The sequence below is a fragment of the Salinibacter sp. genome, assembly GCF_042218895.1.
Taxonomy (GTDB): domain Bacteria; phylum Bacteroidota; class Rhodothermia; order Rhodothermales; family Salinibacteraceae; genus Salinibacter.
The window spans coordinates 1-15,053 of sequence record NZ_JBDGQQ010000172.1; the positions used below are offsets into that span (position 1 = coordinate 1).

The following is a 15,053-nucleotide window of genomic DNA, read 5'->3' on the forward strand; positions in this document are numbered from 1 at the left end:
ATGGGCAACGAAATTGCTTCTGAGAGACACGAAGAGCGCCAGTCCCGCCGCAGGCACCGCATCGTTGACGCTAGAGGGGTGAGAAGACAGACGGGACTGGTGGGCATGCCCTCCCCTGGTGTGAAAGCCCGCACCGCTCCACAGTTAAAAGAATGGGCGGTGGAATGTGAAGTGGGAGCCACTTCTGACACGCAGAGAGAAGGGACCTGCCGCCAGATTCGTCCAGCCCGGCGACGCGGCACCCCTCAGTTCTCAGCAAAGTAGAAGCGGAACCGTCGGTGGTGCCGAGGGTGGGGGGACAGGCAGGATCGGGGTCAGGTAATGCAAGATCTTAGAGCAAAAATCTCAAACTCGTGTTCGCGCACTTGCTCTGTGACCAGCGTGCCCAGCGGCATCGGGAGGCGCGCCGTTCCACTGTTGATCGTGATCACCATCTCTCACAGGCTCGCCGTGTTCAAAGACGCATCGTTTTCCATGTTGGCGATCGCGACTCAAGCGTTCATCTCCACCCGCGAACCAGAGGAAGCTGTGTGTATCCCGCAGAAGTCTCATCGGGAGCAAACCTTGAGGGAGAAGAATCGACGACATGTACGCCTCGAAGTCATCGAGGGGCTCCTCAACGTCCTCACTCGTCCAGATCTCTCCCTCGACACTGCCGAACTGCCGCTGTTCCGTGGTCGAAGACGGGGGACGGAGGGCACATCGTACGTGTATCGGGAATCCACCCTTTCGAGAGCCGATACAATAGAGCCGTCAGTTTTGCGCAACCGCCCGGCCGATGCCCCAGACCCGCAACATCACGAGCCTCTCCGGTATCGACGTGAAGCGGCTCTCTGAACTGCCTGAGTGCCGCAGGGTGATAGCAGAATGGCAAAAGGATCGGAGTGAGATTCAGAGGTGCCCAAAGTGCGAGGCTGAAGACCCGAAGCTCTACGTGAGGGAGTGGGCCGAGCGGACCCTTCGGGACCGGCCTGTGGGCAACCAGCCACTCTTGATTAAGCTGGAGTATTGCCTGTATGAGTGCCAGGAGTGCGGCCGCTCATTTCAGCCGAAGCACCCTGACCTCCGAAAAGGGAGCACCCTCACTAAAGCGCTTTTCGAGCACCTGCAAACCCGCGCTCTGGGGAGAGAAACCCACAAAGAGATTGCGCGGGCTACCGGCGTTGACGAGTCGACGGTACGCAAGTGTCTCCGCAGGAAACGGAAAACTATCTGCAAAGACGAGTACCCCGGTTTCTCCGGCCCTCTCGGTATTGACGAGGTTCATCTAGGTCCTGGAAGCGGAAAATGCATCGTGGTGACGTCCCTATCTGAGCCCCATAGGTTCAAGCTCGGTCAGAGTGCGAGAGTCGTAGACCTAATCTCAGAATCGTCTGAGCGGACGCTAAAGGGCTTTTTGGACTGGACGTCTCGGTTTTACTTGTCGGATAACCCGATGCGCGTCGTCCTCGACATGGACCGAGAGCTGAACAGAGACGTCGAGGACTCGAAACTGCCCACAGTGATCATTATCGACCGTTTCCACATCGTCCGTCGGGCCAACTTGGCGGTCGGTTCTGCCAGTAGCAGCCTCATCGGTGACAAGCTGCAAGACCGTTGGCGAAAGCGCAGAGGAAAACTGGGAGGGGAGGACGTCGAGCCAGGAGAGCAACAGGACTTGCTCGACCTCACCGAGGGAGCCCACCCGGTCGACAAGATGGAAGCGGCCTGGAAGGCTGCCAGGCGGTTCCAGGCAATCTTCGATATGGAGATTTCACGGGACGAAGCCAGGGCCCGCCTCATGAGGTGGCGACGAGACATTCCCGACCCGCTGCGGCCGCACTTTGAGAAGATAACCACCCCGCTTGATAACTGGTGGGACAAGATCCTTAACTACTTCCGACACCCCTACACGAATGCGTTCAACGAAAGCATGAACGCCATTGCTAAGCGCCTAGGCCGGCGCGGCCGCTACTCCTACAAGACGCTTCGGGCAAAGCTCGTGCTCGGGCCTCAGAAGGGACTAAAAGACTCAAACGCTCCACTGACATGGGACGACGTGACCCGATTCCCATACGACCCGCCGGAGATTGTCTTCGTTCATGGGGGACTTGGGTCGCTTTGGAATCCCTTCCCGCAGCTTTATGCGTTTCGGGGAGAGCAAGGCCTTTTGACCTATGCGCTTGCCGGAAACGGAGGTTCCTCAACTCGGCCCGAGCAGACGATTGAGGGCCACGTGGCCGACCTGAAGAATCTGACGGATCGCCTTGGGGTTGACCGCCCCGTCGTGCACGGACACAGCTACGGAACCGCCATCGCGATCGAATACGCGAAGAAGCACCCGTGCCGGGGCGTGGTGTTGCACGCGGGCGGGGATCACGACCTGACGCCCGGATGGGAGAAGCCTCTGCTTCGACTTTTTATGGCGTTGCGACTGTACCGCGTCTTTCCGGAAGCCACGTTGATGCGAGCGCTCGCCCGCTGGGCAGCCTGTCACGAGGAAACGTCCCAAGATCTCATTGAGGACTTCCTTCAGTCGAATCCAATGCCCCGCCGCCGGTCGGCCTGGAAGACGGTCACTGAGGCCTTCTGGGGGTATGACGGACGTTCTGACATCGATCGTGTAGAGGTGCCGGTGCTGGTGATCCACGGGCCCGCCGACCGGATCGTGCCCATGGAGGTGGCCCGAGGGACCGCACGCCGCCTTCCACACGGGGAATTCCATTCCATTGACCGTTCCGGACACGTCGCCACGGCGGAACGGCCTGCCGAATACAACCGGCTTCTCCGCCGGTTTATTAGAGTCTTGTTGTAGGGGGCAGGCTTCACCTCCAGCTCCTCGATTGCGATGTAAACCCCCGGCCCGCAACCAGCGCCTGGACCTGATCCGCCTTCACAACCCGAAGAAACTGCTCCAGCATACCCACGTGTTCGTCTGCTCCAGATTCCCCTCCGTGGCCAAAAGTCGTCCAGCCAACTGGAAAGGCCATCCCATTGTAGGTAGCTCCAGTCATTAGAACGTTCACTGCTGTTTGGCCGAAGTGCCACTCGGTTCGGACCATGAGGACTACGTAGGGAGGCCCGGCCGACACCAACTCAAGCAGAAACTGCCCAAGGGCCACGCAACCGAAATCAAACCCGGCAAAAAACGTCGGAGATCCCGGCATGTCGAATCGGTCTCGACCTGGAGCTTCCCCGCGTGGACCAGCTCGGCAAGGTTCGTCGTCGTTTGAATCGAGAGCGCTCGCATCAGGCGGGCCATCAGCTTCAACCGAGCCCGATCCCAGCCAAGCCGATCAGACAGAACGCGCATGAGTTAGTTCAGGGAGGGGAGCATGCGGTTGATTTGCGGCACTGATCGCGTTTGGTCTCGCGACCTTTACCGCCACAGGTCGACCCTACTCATTTTTGCCGTGTAGTGTGACTCAAGCGGGACGGGATGAAACCAGGTGGCAGGTGCCGATGCTGTTTCCACAACACCTCCCGTGCGAGGCCGTCTTGGGACTGCTACCCGGAAGGCTTTCTCATGAGCCGCATGCCGTTCAGGGTCACCACCAGCACGGAGGCCTCGTGGATGAGCATGCCGCCCGCCATGCCGACGGCTCCGTAGAACACCCCGCCGAGCAGTCCGGCGACCGTCAGGAGCGCAATCGTTACGTTTTGGCGGATGTTGAGAAGGGTTCGCCGGGAGAGGTCGATTGCGTCCGGGATTTTCAGCAGATCGTCGGCCATGAGCGCGACGTCGGCCGTCTCGACGGCCACGTCGGTGCCAGCCGCACCCATCGCAATGCCCACATCGGCGGTGGCCAGGGCGGGGGCGTCGTTGACCCCGTCGCCCACCATCGCGACCACCTCCCCCTCCTGCTGGAGCCGTTCGACGGCGGCGAGCTTCTCCTCGGGCATCTGCTCGGCCCGCACCTCCTCGATTCCCACCTGGTCGGCAATGGCCGTGGCCGTGCGCGCGTGGTCGCCGGTGAGCATGACGATCCGATTGAGCCCCGTATCCCGGAGCCGGCCCACGGCGGTGGCGGCCGTGTCGCGAAGGGGATCGGCGATGCCCAGAACGCCCTGCACCTCTTCGCCGACCGCCACCACCACGGCCGTTTGGCCCGCGTCCTGAATTGACGTCAGGCGCCCCCGGGCCGCCTCGCCGAGCTCGATTCCCCGTTCTTCCATCCACGCGGCCCGCCCGACGGCCACCTGCTCTCCCTCGATCACGGCCCGGACGCCCCGTCCCGTCTCATTGGAAAACTGCTTCGGGGCCTCCCAGGTCGAGGCGCCCGGCACGGCCTCCTGAATGGCCTGGGCCAGGGGATGCTCGGAGCCGGCCTCCGCCCGGGCGGCCCAGCGCAGCACCTTGGCCTGGGCCGCGGACCACCCGCCACCGGTTCCCTCGTTCCTCTCAGGGATTCCCCTCTCTACCGTTCCCGCCGTCACCGGCGCCGGACGAAGCGCCACGACGTCCGTCACGCGGGGCCGCCCTTCGGTGAGCGTGCCCGTCTTGTCCAGCGCGAGCGCCGAGATCGTGCCGGCCTGTTCGAGGTGGGCGCCTCCCTTAATGAGAATGCCGTCGCGGGCCGCCCGGCCAATGCCCGCCACCACCGAAACCGGGGTCGCAATGACGAGCGCGCCCGGACACCCGACCACCAGCAGCGTGAGGGCCAGGTGCACGTTTCCCGTCAAGAACCCCACCCCGCCACTAACCGCAATGATCGCGGGGCTGTACCACTGCGCAAACCGGTCGATGACCCGCTGGGTAGGGGCTTGCGCCTCCTGGGCCTCCTCCACCCGCCGGATGATGCCCGCGAGCGTGGTGTCCCGTCCTGTACTGGTGGCGCGCACTTTCAGCAGGTTGCCCCGATTTACGGTGCCGGCGTACACCTCGTCGCCCTCCTTCTTCTCGGCCGGCATCGACTCGCCGGTGATAGCACTCTCGTCGACGGCCGAGGCGCCCTGAATCACCGTCCCGTCGACCGGAAGGTTGGCCCCGGGCTTGACGACGACCGTCTCCCCGGTCTCGACCGCCCGGGCGGGCACCTCTTGCTGCTGCCCGTCCCGAACGACAATCGCGGTGGAGGGCGCCTGGTCGATGAGGTCACCCAGGGCGCTCCGGGTCCGGCGCATCGTCCGCGCCTCCAGGTACGCCCCCAGCGTAAAGAGGAAGGTCACCGCAGCGGCCTCCCAGTACTCGCCGATGAGAACGGCCCCCAGGGCCGCCACCGTGACGAGCAGCTCGATGCTGACGTCCCCGTTCCACAGACTCCGTCCCGCCCGCCAGGCGATGTCGGCTCCCGCAATAATTGCGGCGCCCACCATGAGCACCGATCGAAGCGCCATTAGGCCGGCCCCGTAATCGGCGAGGAGCGCCAGGCCGATGAGCAGGCCGCTACTTGCCGTGATCGCCTCCTGGCGGCGCCGGGGATTGGAGAGCCAGTCCGTGGGCGGAAAACGGCCGAAGAGCCGTCGGACGAGAGAACGCATAAAATCGGATCGGAATCGATGAAATAGAGGGAGAAGGAGATTTAGCGCGTTAGAAGGCCGACACCTCCGCGTCGTACCCGGCCTGCTGGACGACCCGGGTGAGGTCGTCCTCAGTGACCGCATCGGCGTCGTATTCGACCTCAATGCGCCCGGTGTTGAAGTGGACGGTGGCGTCTCGGACCCCCTCTGTGCCAGTGAGCATCTTTTCGATCTTGCTCACGCACGACGGGCAGGAGAGCTCTTGGCTTCGGAGCGTCGTTTGCATGGGCGGTGTGGCTGTTGGGTGAGAGATCCTTGCGTGCTGAATGCTGAAATCAGTCCCGTTTCAGTCGTCCTCCCTCCCCCCTTCAAGGGCGTGAAGGACGAGGCAGTCCTCGGCGCCGCCGTGTTTTTGGCACGCCTCGGCGAGTTCGGTGAGCTTCTCCTCGATCCGCTGCAGATCGCGGATCTTGCCTCTCACCTCCTCGATCTTTTCCTCCGTCTTCTCCCGGACCTCCTCTCCGGCCTCCGGATCGGCCCGGAGCGAGAGCAACTCGCGGATCTCCTCGAGCGTAAAGCCGAGCTCCTGGGCCCGCTTGACGAACCGGATGTGGGCCAGGTGCTCACCACTGAACTGGCGGTGGCCCGCCGCGCTGCGCGGGACCGGCGGAAGGAGGTCTCGCTCCTCGTAGTAGCGAACGGTGTGGATATTAACCCCCGCTCGCTCGGCGATTTCGCCTGTCGATAGCATCGGCATGGGCTCTTTGGTCGGGATTGTTCGTCGGGAATGTGCGGGGCTCTACGGCCTAGAGTAGGGTCTAGGGTTTCGGGCAGGCGCGTGGATACCACGAATCTTCACATCCGAGGAGATGTCGGATCGGGAATCGAGGCGCCACCGACTGAGACGTGGAGGGTCACTTCGCCGGGACTCCGGACCGCTTCTCGTCGGAGACGTCGGCTGAACTGGGCTCCGGGGCGGTCGGGAGGGTCACGGTAACACGCGTGCCCTCTCCCGGCGTCGAGTCGATCTGGAGTTGGCCGTCGTGCTCCTCGACGATGCGGCAGGCGAGCGAAAGCCCGAGCCCGCTTCCCTCCGCCTCCACGTTTCCGGCGCCTGCGCCCCGGTAGAAGCGATCCGTGACGCGCTCGACCTCGCCGGGCTCCATCCCCACCCCGGTGTCGGTACAGGTGAGACGCACCGGGCCGGACCCCTCCCGTTCGACGGCAACCGTCACCTCACCCTCTGGCGTGTACTTGAGGGCGTTGTCGACGAGGTTGCGGACCGCTTCGCGCAGGAGATCGGGCTGCCCTTCGACCCAGGCCGCATCGTCGGTCTCGGCGGTGAGCGACAGCCCCTTCTCCTCGGCCCGTGGCTGGAACGAAGCGACCTCCTCCTCCGCAATCGCGGCGAGATCGACGGGCGTCCGCTCGACCGCGTCCGATCGGTCGAGCCGGGTCAACGTCAGCAGGGCGCGCAGGGCGCGTGTCAGCTCACCCAGCTTCGCGTCGAGGAGGCGAAGCGTCTCTCGGTAGCTCTCCGCGTCCCGATCGCGGCGCAGGGCAACCTCGACGTGGCCGTGCAGCACCGTCAGTGGCGTTTGCAGTTCGTGGGCCGCGTTGGCGGTAAACGTGCGCAGCGCATCGACGTGCTCCTTGATGCGATCGAGCAGGGCATTAAGCGCGTGCCCCAGCGTGGCGGTCTCGCGGTCGGCCCCAGAGGGGATCTCGACGCGCGTGTCGAGGTCTTCGGACGTGATGGACCGTGCCCCCTTCGTGATGCGCCGAAGCGGGCGCAGCACCCGCCCGGCCGACCAGCCGACCAGCGCGAGAAGTCCCGCCGTCAGGACGGCCCAGAGTCCCACCAGGCCTGCCCCAAACGTCCACAGCATCGCGTGGCGGGCCGGAACGACCCGGCTCACCTGCACGAACCCTACCGTCTTCCCCTTCGATCCGCGGAGGGGGCGAGTTCGGTAGTAGAGCCTGCGCCCATCGACCTCGAAGGTGTGGAGGGTGGGCACCCAAAACCCCGACGTGTGGGGCTCAAATGGACGGTCCGGATAGGCCCCCGACAGGGAGTCGACGTTGGCCGACGCTCGTACGAGCTCCCCGTTTGAGTCGAACACCTGAACAAAGACCGGGTCGATCCGACCTGTGGCGAGGCGGTGGTGCACTTCGTTCCAGGCGTACTCCTCCACGTTGAGCTGGCCATTGCGGACCCGGACATTGGCCTGCACTTCCTTCACTTCGAACTTGAGAGCATTGAGGGCGCTCGAATGGACGGTTACGTAGGCCGCCCCCCACGCGATCAGGGCCAGCGCCGCGAAGGCCCCTGCGAGGGCCGGCCCGACAGTCGTCAGCAGGCGGCGGCGAAATGACGGGCGCACCTGCTCGTCCCCTTGCCCCGCCTGGCTGTTATCGTGAGCGGGCGTTTTCATCGAGAGCTCGGGGGCGATCTGTCGGTCGACGCCGTCGGCTCATCAGCCCGCGAGGAGGTCCCTTCCGCTCCGCACGACACATACCGATAGCCGATGCCCCGTACGGTCTCGAGGGGATTCTCGCAACCGACTTCTTCGAGCTTGCGGCGGACGTAGTTTACGTACACGTCGATCAAATTCGTCCCGCGATCAAAGTCGTGGCCCCAGACCTCCCGGTGAATGGTGTCCCGACCCAGCGCCTGTCCTTTCCGCGCCATGAAAAACGCAAGCAGGTCGAACTCGGTTGGGGTTAGGTCGACCTCCTCTCCGTCGTAGGTGCAGGTACGGGCGACTGGATCGAGCCGGAGAGGCCCGTCCTCGAGGCGACCCGGCCGGTCGGGGCTTTCCACGCGCCGCAGCAGGGCCTCGATGCGGGCAACGAGCTCGTCGAACGCGAACGGCTTCGGCAGGTAGTCGTCCGCTCCGGCGCGGAGGCCCCGAACGCGATCCTCGACGGCATCGAGCGCGGTCAGCATCAGGACCGGAAGGGCCGGCCGGTGCAGCCGCAGCCGCTCACAGACCTTCAGTCCGGAGAGGTCGGGCAGCCGGATGTCGAGCAGCACGAGGTCGATTCCCCCCTGTCGGGCGTACTCCAATCCGCGCCGGCCGGTCTCCACCCAGCTCACCTCGTAGCCCTCCTCCTCCAACCCCTGCTGGACGAAGGAGGCTACGTCGGGCTCATCCTCGACGAGAAGAAGGTGCCGGTCCTGGGGGTCGGGCATGGCACGGGCAGTTCTGGTCGTCTCGCGGTCTTCTTGTACGCACGTTCCCGAAACGATGTCCGAGCTCGTCTCGTCCGCAGGACGGAAACGAGGGACTACTCGCTTTCGGAGTCGCCGGACTCGGTTTCGGGAGTGGCAGGGGAGTCGACGGCGGTGGTGCTGGCGCGAAGCTCGGGATGGTTGATCTTTCCCCCTAGATTTGCGGTGTACACCACCACGCCGCTCGTGAGGAGGGCGAGCACGAGGACGGCCTGCACGGTCCAGCGCGCGAGTTGCTGCCGCACGCTTTCAAGCACCAGGGCACCGAGCGCCCCGAGGCCCGTCGCGACGCTCGCAATCAGCGCGTACCAGGCCCACGTCTCGTGCGCCTCGATGGCGTCGTGGGACACGCCGGCCGCCCCCTCGATGATTTCCTCGGCCGGTTCTCCGGTCAGGTAAACCGCCACGGCCACCGCTCCGACGAAGACGAGCAGGCCGAGGCTGACGTTCTGCACGGTCTCCTGCCCGCGCCACAGCCCATAGGCGAGAAATACGGCGCCGAGGAGCGTGCCGAGAACAGGGATGTGATTGAGAGCGAGGTGGAGTTGAGCGGCGGTCATGGCTCAGTGGGGCAGATTGTGAAGAAAATCGGAGATGGGGGTCGTCTTGCCGGTGTAGGAACGGCGAGACGAACGTAATCTCGGCCGCCTCACTTCTTTTGACGGCGGGAGCCCAATCCGGGGTCCTATGGCAGAGGGTAAAGCTGGTTAGAGAGTGGTTAGAACACGCCCCGGCTCTTCTTTCCGAGAGTCTATTGAGCGAAGGCAGCGCCCCCTCCCGAACCGCCATGTGTCGAGACTCATCAGGAGAGGTTCTGCTATGGAGTGGGGTATACGCAGAATCTCGGCCGGGTCCTCTTTCAAGCGATCGACCTCATCGGCCGAGACCTCGGTAAAAAACCACGGGTCCAGAGTCGTGAGATGACAGGATTAGGACTTATACCAAATGCTGAGGATCACTATACAGATTGAGCAGTTGCTGGCCGTCGAATCGTACCGGCCAAGAAATGCCGCCCCTCATGTACAACCTCCCCGAAATTACCGAGTCGACCGAGCAGCTTGAGAAGCTCGTTCGCAAGGAAAAAGACGCCCAAATCCAGCGCCGATTCCAGATGCTTCTTCTGCTGAAAACCGGGGAGGCCAAAAGCCGAAGCGGAGCGGCTCGCCAACTGGACGTCCACCGCCACACGGTGTCCGACTGGGTCGACCTCTACGAAGAGGGAGGCATCGAGAAGATTCAGGAGGTCGAAGATCCGGGACCGGAGCCAGGCCAGGAGTCGATTCCCCCCGAGGTGATGGAGACCCTGAAAAAGCGGCTCTCCGACCCGGAGGGCTTCGGCAGCTACAAGGAAATCCAGCGCTGGCTCGCTGAGGAGCAGGGCGTAGAGCTTCCCTACTCGACGGTTCATGGCATTGTGCGCTACGAGCTTAACGCTAAACCAAAGGCCCCGCGGCCCAGCCATCCAAAAAAAACGAGCAGGAACAAATAGACTTCCAGGAGGGCCTTCCCGACCTGCTTTCGGGCGTTTTGGAGGGAGCCAGTCGGCCTGTGCGGCTGTTTTGCCAGGACGAGTGTCGGATTGGGCTGATGCCCATCACGAGGCATCGAATTACCTTACCCGGCGTGAAGCCGATCCAGGAGTCGAAACCAGGCTACGAATACTTCTACCTCTACGGAGCGGTCGAACCGGAAACCGGACAGCGGTTTTTCACCGAGCACGAACGGCTAAACAGCGATTGCTTCCAAGTCTTCCTCGACCGGTTTGCGGAGACGTTTCCCCGCAGCCACAACGTCCTCATCCTGGACAACGGCCAGTTTCACAAAGCGAAGAAGCTCTCGATTCCGAAAAACGTCGAGTTGACGTTTCTTCCTCCATATAGCCCCGAGCTCAATCCAGTCGAGCGGCTCTGGCAGGACATAAAAGACCGGCTGGCCTTTGACTTCTACGAGCACTTATCGAGCCTGCGACAAAAGACCCGGATGGTTCTTCACAGTTACACCAATGAAGCGATCAAGTCCCTGACCGGATACAGCTACCTGCTGAAGGCCACACATGTACTGTCATCCTAGGTAACTGGTATTACATGCTTGCGACTGAAAGGACCGTTTCCCATCTGGAAGAAGAGTGCGTAGCAGTGCTATGCTCCGTCGAAGGAAACAGCCTTCCTAAGCCAACTGGTAGATCAGGCGGCGGACCCCGATTCACGACTGGCGGATCTGATCGACTGAGGCGTGCACCTTGAGCGTAAGCTGACGGGCGTTTTTGTCACTCCAGCTCATTCTCTTAGTCGACCCACCAGTCCAACTTTTCGGGCGCACCTCGCCTTCTTTTTGCTCCGGCAGTGATTCTCGGAAAGCCTCGTACAAAACCGAGGTGTACGTTTGGAGCTATGCGAACTGCCCACCGGAAATTTGCCCTTTTCCTTCCGAGGTGTTTACCTGTCACATAAGCGCACTTATGTGACAGGTGCGGCCCGTGGGCCCGCCCCAAATCAGCGCCGACAGGACTGCCCATTTTCAGCGATCCAGATTCCAAGCACCTCTTTCCACGACCGATGGCCGACGCCGAAGAGGATGCTTCCAAGGGAGACGCGTCCGCTGAGGACACTTCCACTGAGGACGCTTCCGTTGAGGAAGCTCCCGCTGAGGAAACTCCCGCTGAGGAAACTCCCGAAACGCTCCCCGCCAGATCTGGCCGGCTGGCCGCCCCCGAACGGCAGTCGGAGGCGCGCAGGGACGCTCCTGTAGATGACTCTCCTGCCGAGGACTCTCCTGCGGATGACCCTGTCGAAGAAGCTGTCGCTGAGGAAGCGTTCGCCGACGGAGCGTTTGCTGAAGAAGCGTTCGCCGAAGACATCGCGGGTGCAGAGGACTTCTCCCAGAAAGCCTTGTCCGAGCGGACCCGGAAGGCCTACCGTCGGGCCTGGGCCGACTTCAAAACGTACTGCGAGGAGGTCGGCAAAGACCCGCTTCCGGCCCGGCCCGTTACGGTCGCCGCCTATTTGAATAATCGTGCCCGCGCGCGCCCGACCGCCCGCGGCGCCCCGAAGGAGCGCTCCGGCGAGGGCCTGGCCGCCTCGACCTTGGGGCAGCGCCTCGCGGCCATTAAACATTTCCACGAGTCTGAGGGCCTCGCCTCCCCGACCACCCACCCTCAGGTCTCGAAGGTCATGCAGGGCATCCGAAACGACACCGGGCGCCAGGAGGCTCTTCCGAAGACGGAAGCGGCTCCGCTCGTGTCGAGTGATCTCAAGCAAGCCTTAGCGGTCCTGCCTGGAAGCGGCGCGGCGCCGCCTAGGTCGGAAACCGCCAAGCGCGCGAAGTGGCTGCGGGGCCTGCGCGATCGGGCCCTGCTTCTTCTGGGGTTTGCGACGGCCTTGAGGCCAAGGGAGCTGACCCAAGTTGAGAAAAAGCACGTGACCCGCGAGGTGAATAGCTCTATGGAGGGGCTCATTGTCCACATCCCCCGCTCGAAGGCCGACCAAGAAGCTCGGGGGCAAACGGTCACCGCCCTCAAAAACGAGGCGAGCCCGACCTACTGCCCGGTGCGGGCCCTCTCGCGCTGGCGGCGGACTGCTTCTATTGAGGAGGGACCGATTTTCAGAGGCGTGCGTCGGGACGGAACCGTGCTGCCGGAGGCGATCAGCTACCGGACGCTCAACCGGCTGGTTCAGCGGGCCTGCCGGGAGGCGGGCCTGGAGCCGGAGGGGTTTTCCTCCGCGAAGAAGCGGCGCTACTCGGCCCACTCCCTCAGGGCGGGCCACGTCACCGACGCCTCCTCCCGCGGGGCGCCGGACAACGTACTCATGATGCAAACGAGGCACGCGGACCCGAAGACGCTCCGGAAGTACGACCGGCCCGCCCAGCAGCTGGAGGAGTCCAGCTCGGCGTTCCTCGGATTGTATCAGGAGGAGTGATCCTACAGCGACCTGTGCGCCTTCCTTGGAGGCGGCGCTCAGAAGCGAAAAGACGCCTTTCCCTGCGGGGCGGCGGCGTTCTTTTCGGTCTGAGCGAGCCTGGGCCTCTCCCCTCCTTGATTCGAAGAGGATCTTTCCGTGCTAAGCGGCGGGCACTGGCCCCGGTGCCAGGATGCCCGAGTCTTCCGGCAGACACTTTGCTGAAGCCTCCCGAAAACAGATGAAGGAACAGCGATTGGATAGAAGTGTTGATTTTTGCACGTAAGTACATTTATTACTATCCAGGCTCGGTGCACGTCTCCAAGGAGAAGGCCCAGGAGGCCCTTTCGGTTTTTCGCGAGCATGGGGGACTGCTGCGCACCTCAGAGGCAAGGGAGCTGGGGATCCATCCCCGCACGCTGTACCACCTCCGCGACAGCGGCCAGCTCGACAGGCTCAGCCGCGGGCTGTACCGCGTAGCCGATCTCCCCCCTCTGTCCTACCCGGACCTAACCGTCGTGGCCGCCCGAAGCAACCCTGCCCGCATCTGCCTGATCTCGGCGCTGGACTTCCACGACCTGACGACCGAGGTCCCCCACGCCGTAGATGTCGCCCTTCCCGGGAACCGGCGCCCTCCAACCCTGGACCATCCGCCGATTCGGGTCTTTCGCATGTCGGGCGGGGCCCTTACCGAGGGCGTAGAGCACCATGAGATCGATGGGGTCGACGTAAAGATATTCGGTCCCGCGAAGACGGTTGCTGACTGCTTCAAGTTCCGGAACAGGACCGGGCTGGATACGGCCCTCGAAGGGCTCCGGACCTACCTCGAAAAGGCCCCTGGCCAAACCGAAGACCTGATGCACTACGCCCGCATCTGCCGGGTGGAGTCGGTCCTCCGCCCGTATGTGGAAGCGTTCTCTGTGCAATGAGGCACTATGGCGAAAAGAACGCTATCGCGGAGAGCACACTATCGCGGAGAGCACACTATCGCGGAGAGCACGCTATCGCGCTGACATCATCTCGTAGCCACCGGTCGACAAGCGCCCCCCCCCGCCTCACATAGCAGTAGCCTCCAATGAGCGACCGTGACCTGTCAAATGTACCTCAATCTGTTCACGACCGACTTCTCGGCCGGGCGCGCCAGTCGGATCGCCCCTTCAATGAGCTTCTGCTCTACTACGGGATCGAGCGGTTCCTCTACCGCCTTGCTCAGACCGAGCACGCCGAGCGGTTTGTCCTGAAAGGCGCGCTCCTGCTTCGCGCCGAGGGGGCAGGGCCCTCCCGGCCAACGAGAGACATCGACGTTCTGGACCTGGAGACGAGAAAAGAAAGCGTCGAGGAGGCCGTTCGAGACGCGATCGCCGCGGATGTCCCCAACGATGGCATGGAGTACGACCCGGAAACGGTGGACATCCAGGAAATCCGCCCCGGCAGGCAGTATCCGGGCTTGCAGGTCACATTCCGCGGCTACCTCGGCACGGCCCGCGCGGGGATGCAGATCGATGTAGGAACAGGGGATGTCGTAGAGCCCGGTCCCAAACAGATCGAATATCCGGGACTCTTGGACTACGACCGGCCAATTCTCCTGGGCTATCCCTTGGGGCAGGTGATCGCCGAGAAATTTGAGGCCATCGTTGACCTGGGGACCGCAAACACGCGGATGAAGGATTTCTACGACATCTGGTCTCTAAGCGAACGACGTGGATTTGAAGGCCCTTCGCTCCAAACGGCCATCGCGAACACCTTCGAAAGACGAAGCACGCCGGTTCCCTCCGAGCGGCCGGTCGCTTTTACGAAGACCTTTCTGGAGGCAGGCCGGAAAAGGAAGCAGTGGTCCTCGTTTACCGAAAAGGCGCGGCTGCCTGACCTGCCACCGCTTCCGGAAGTCCTCTCGGGGTTGGGGACGTTCCTGATGCCGCCAGCTCAGGCCACAGCTCGTGGCACCCGCTTCTTCGCGACCTGGCCGGAGGGTGGACCGTGGACCTCCCAGTCGTAAAGAAATACTGACGAGGCGGATGGCCTGCCATTAGGAGCGGGGTTTTGTATTGGAGCTGAACCTCAGAGCCCCCAACCAGGACTTTTTCTCAACCAGGACTTTTCTCCAACGGGCTGCTCGGAGCTTTTCCTTCCCCGCCAGAGCCATTCTCTACGAGACCGTTCTCCACGAGTTGGTCTCTACGATAGGATTGCCTGCTGGAGAGATAACGGCGTCGAAGTCGCCCTCGACCACATCCGGGGGGCTCCGGCCACGTATGCAGAGGTCAGTGCTTTGTCCAATCGTGTCCAGTTAGATTGGACAGCCGTACATGTTGGACACACCAATTTGCCGAGGCCTCTTTTCCCGACGCCGACGAAGCGGAGTTTGTTGCTTCAAAACCCGACGGGCTGAACAGCAATTGAGACACTCGATTCTGAATCAACTTCTGATACAAATCGCCCCCTCCTCAGCACCGCTCTGGCCGGGTGGGAACGTGGCCGAAAGG

The 15,053-nt window shown here is 63.0% G+C and carries 12 protein-coding genes; 6 read left to right on the forward strand and 6 right to left on the reverse strand.

The genetic code is table 11. The features are described from left to right. Nucleotides 1-778: 778 nt before the first annotated feature. Nucleotides 779-2,794 (forward strand): alpha/beta fold hydrolase, encoded by a 2,016-nt coding sequence (locus tag ABEL04_RS14150; RefSeq protein WP_375803045.1) that lies wholly within the window; start codon nucleotides 779-781, stop codon nucleotides 2,792-2,794. A gap of 692 nt (nucleotides 2,795-3,486) precedes the next feature. Here the strand turns inward: ABEL04_RS14150 and ABEL04_RS14155 are convergent. The 6 genes from ABEL04_RS14155 to ABEL04_RS14180 form a co-directional block, all read right to left on the reverse strand. Next, a complete protein-coding gene (locus ABEL04_RS14155) occupies nucleotides 3,487-5,460 on the reverse strand; it encodes a heavy metal translocating P-type ATPase (RefSeq protein WP_375803046.1) in 1,974 nt (657 codons plus the stop codon). Between the two features lie 49 nt (nucleotides 5,461-5,509). Further along, nucleotides 5,510-5,725, reverse strand: a complete 216-nt coding sequence (locus tag ABEL04_RS14160; protein ID WP_375803047.1) for a heavy-metal-associated domain-containing protein — start codon at nucleotides 5,723-5,725, stop codon at nucleotides 5,510-5,512. 60 nt (nucleotides 5,726-5,785) lie between these two features. Then, complete coding sequence (locus ABEL04_RS14165; protein ID WP_375803048.1) at nucleotides 5,786-6,196, reverse strand: MerR family transcriptional regulator; 411 nt, start codon at nucleotides 6,194-6,196, stop codon at nucleotides 5,786-5,788. 157 nt (nucleotides 6,197-6,353) lie between these two features. Next, nucleotides 6,354-7,874: an ATP-binding protein gene (locus ABEL04_RS14170; RefSeq protein WP_375803049.1), complete on the reverse strand. Its 1,521-nt coding sequence runs from the start codon at nucleotides 7,872-7,874 to the stop codon at nucleotides 6,354-6,356. After that, complete coding sequence (locus ABEL04_RS14175) at nucleotides 7,871-8,635, reverse strand: response regulator transcription factor (RefSeq protein ID WP_375803050.1); 765 nt, start codon at nucleotides 8,633-8,635, stop codon at nucleotides 7,871-7,873. Before ABEL04_RS14175 ends, ABEL04_RS14170 begins: the two co-directional genes overlap by 4 nt. 95 nt (nucleotides 8,636-8,730) lie before the next feature. Beyond that, nucleotides 8,731-9,234 (reverse strand): hypothetical protein, encoded by a 504-nt coding sequence (locus tag ABEL04_RS14180; RefSeq protein ID WP_375803051.1) that lies wholly within the window; start codon nucleotides 9,232-9,234, stop codon nucleotides 8,731-8,733. A gap of 458 nt (nucleotides 9,235-9,692) precedes the next feature. Between ABEL04_RS14180 and ABEL04_RS14185 the strand changes: the two genes are divergently transcribed. The 5 genes from ABEL04_RS14185 (at nucleotide 9,693) to ABEL04_RS14205 (ending at nucleotide 14,566) form a co-directional block, all read left to right on the forward strand. Next, nucleotides 9,693-10,163: a transposase gene (locus tag ABEL04_RS14185; RefSeq protein ID WP_375803052.1), complete on the forward strand. Its 471-nt coding sequence runs from the start codon at nucleotides 9,693-9,695 to the stop codon at nucleotides 10,161-10,163. A gap of 23 nt (nucleotides 10,164-10,186) precedes the next feature. Then, on the forward strand, nucleotides 10,187-10,744 hold the full coding sequence (locus ABEL04_RS14190) for an IS630 family transposase (protein ID WP_375803074.1): 558 nt from the start codon (nucleotides 10,187-10,189) through the stop codon (nucleotides 10,742-10,744). A 485-nt stretch (nucleotides 10,745-11,229) separates the two neighbouring features. Further along, nucleotides 11,230-12,591, forward strand: coding sequence for a tyrosine-type recombinase/integrase (locus tag ABEL04_RS14195; protein ID WP_375803053.1), 1,362 nt, complete (start codon nucleotides 11,230-11,232; stop codon nucleotides 12,589-12,591). A gap of 248 nt (nucleotides 12,592-12,839) precedes the next feature. Further along, nucleotides 12,840-13,499 (forward strand): type IV toxin-antitoxin system AbiEi family antitoxin domain-containing protein, encoded by a 660-nt coding sequence (locus tag ABEL04_RS14200; RefSeq protein ID WP_375803054.1) that lies wholly within the window; start codon nucleotides 12,840-12,842, stop codon nucleotides 13,497-13,499. Between the two features lie 146 nt (nucleotides 13,500-13,645). Further along, nucleotides 13,646-14,566: a nucleotidyl transferase AbiEii/AbiGii toxin family protein gene (locus ABEL04_RS14205; RefSeq protein ID WP_375803055.1), complete on the forward strand. Its 921-nt coding sequence runs from the start codon at nucleotides 13,646-13,648 to the stop codon at nucleotides 14,564-14,566. Nucleotides 14,567-15,053: the final 487 nt, after the last annotated feature.

Excerpts from the sequence above, each read along its gene's own strand:
- ABEL04_RS14160 (WP_375803047.1), bottom strand. The coding sequence starts at position 5,725 with ATGCAAACGACGCTCCGAAGCCAAGAGCTCTCCTGCCCGTCGTGCGTG.
- ABEL04_RS14195 (WP_375803053.1), top strand. The coding sequence starts at position 11,230 with ATGGCCGACGCCGAAGAGGATGCTTCCAAGGGAGACGCGTCCGCTGAG.
- ABEL04_RS14175 (WP_375803050.1), bottom strand. The coding sequence starts at position 8,635 with ATGCCCGACCCCCAGGACCGGCACCTTCTTCTCGTCGAGGATGAGCCC.
- ABEL04_RS14150 (WP_375803045.1), top strand. The coding sequence starts at position 779 with ATGCCCCAGACCCGCAACATCACGAGCCTCTCCGGTATCGACGTGAAG.
- ABEL04_RS14170 (WP_375803049.1), bottom strand. The coding sequence starts at position 7,874 with ATGAAAACGCCCGCTCACGATAACAGCCAGGCGGGGCAAGGGGACGAG.
- ABEL04_RS14155 (WP_375803046.1), bottom strand. The coding sequence starts at position 5,460 with ATGCGTTCTCTCGTCCGACGGCTCTTCGGCCGTTTTCCGCCCACGGAC.
- ABEL04_RS14180 (WP_375803051.1), bottom strand. The coding sequence starts at position 9,234 with ATGACCGCCGCTCAACTCCACCTCGCTCTCAATCACATCCCTGTTCTC.
- ABEL04_RS14205 (WP_375803055.1), top strand. The coding sequence starts at position 13,646 with ATGAGCGACCGTGACCTGTCAAATGTACCTCAATCTGTTCACGACCGA.
- ABEL04_RS14165 (WP_375803048.1), bottom strand. The coding sequence starts at position 6,196 with ATGCCGATGCTATCGACAGGCGAAATCGCCGAGCGAGCGGGGGTTAAT.
- ABEL04_RS14185 (WP_375803052.1), top strand. The coding sequence starts at position 9,693 with ATGTACAACCTCCCCGAAATTACCGAGTCGACCGAGCAGCTTGAGAAG.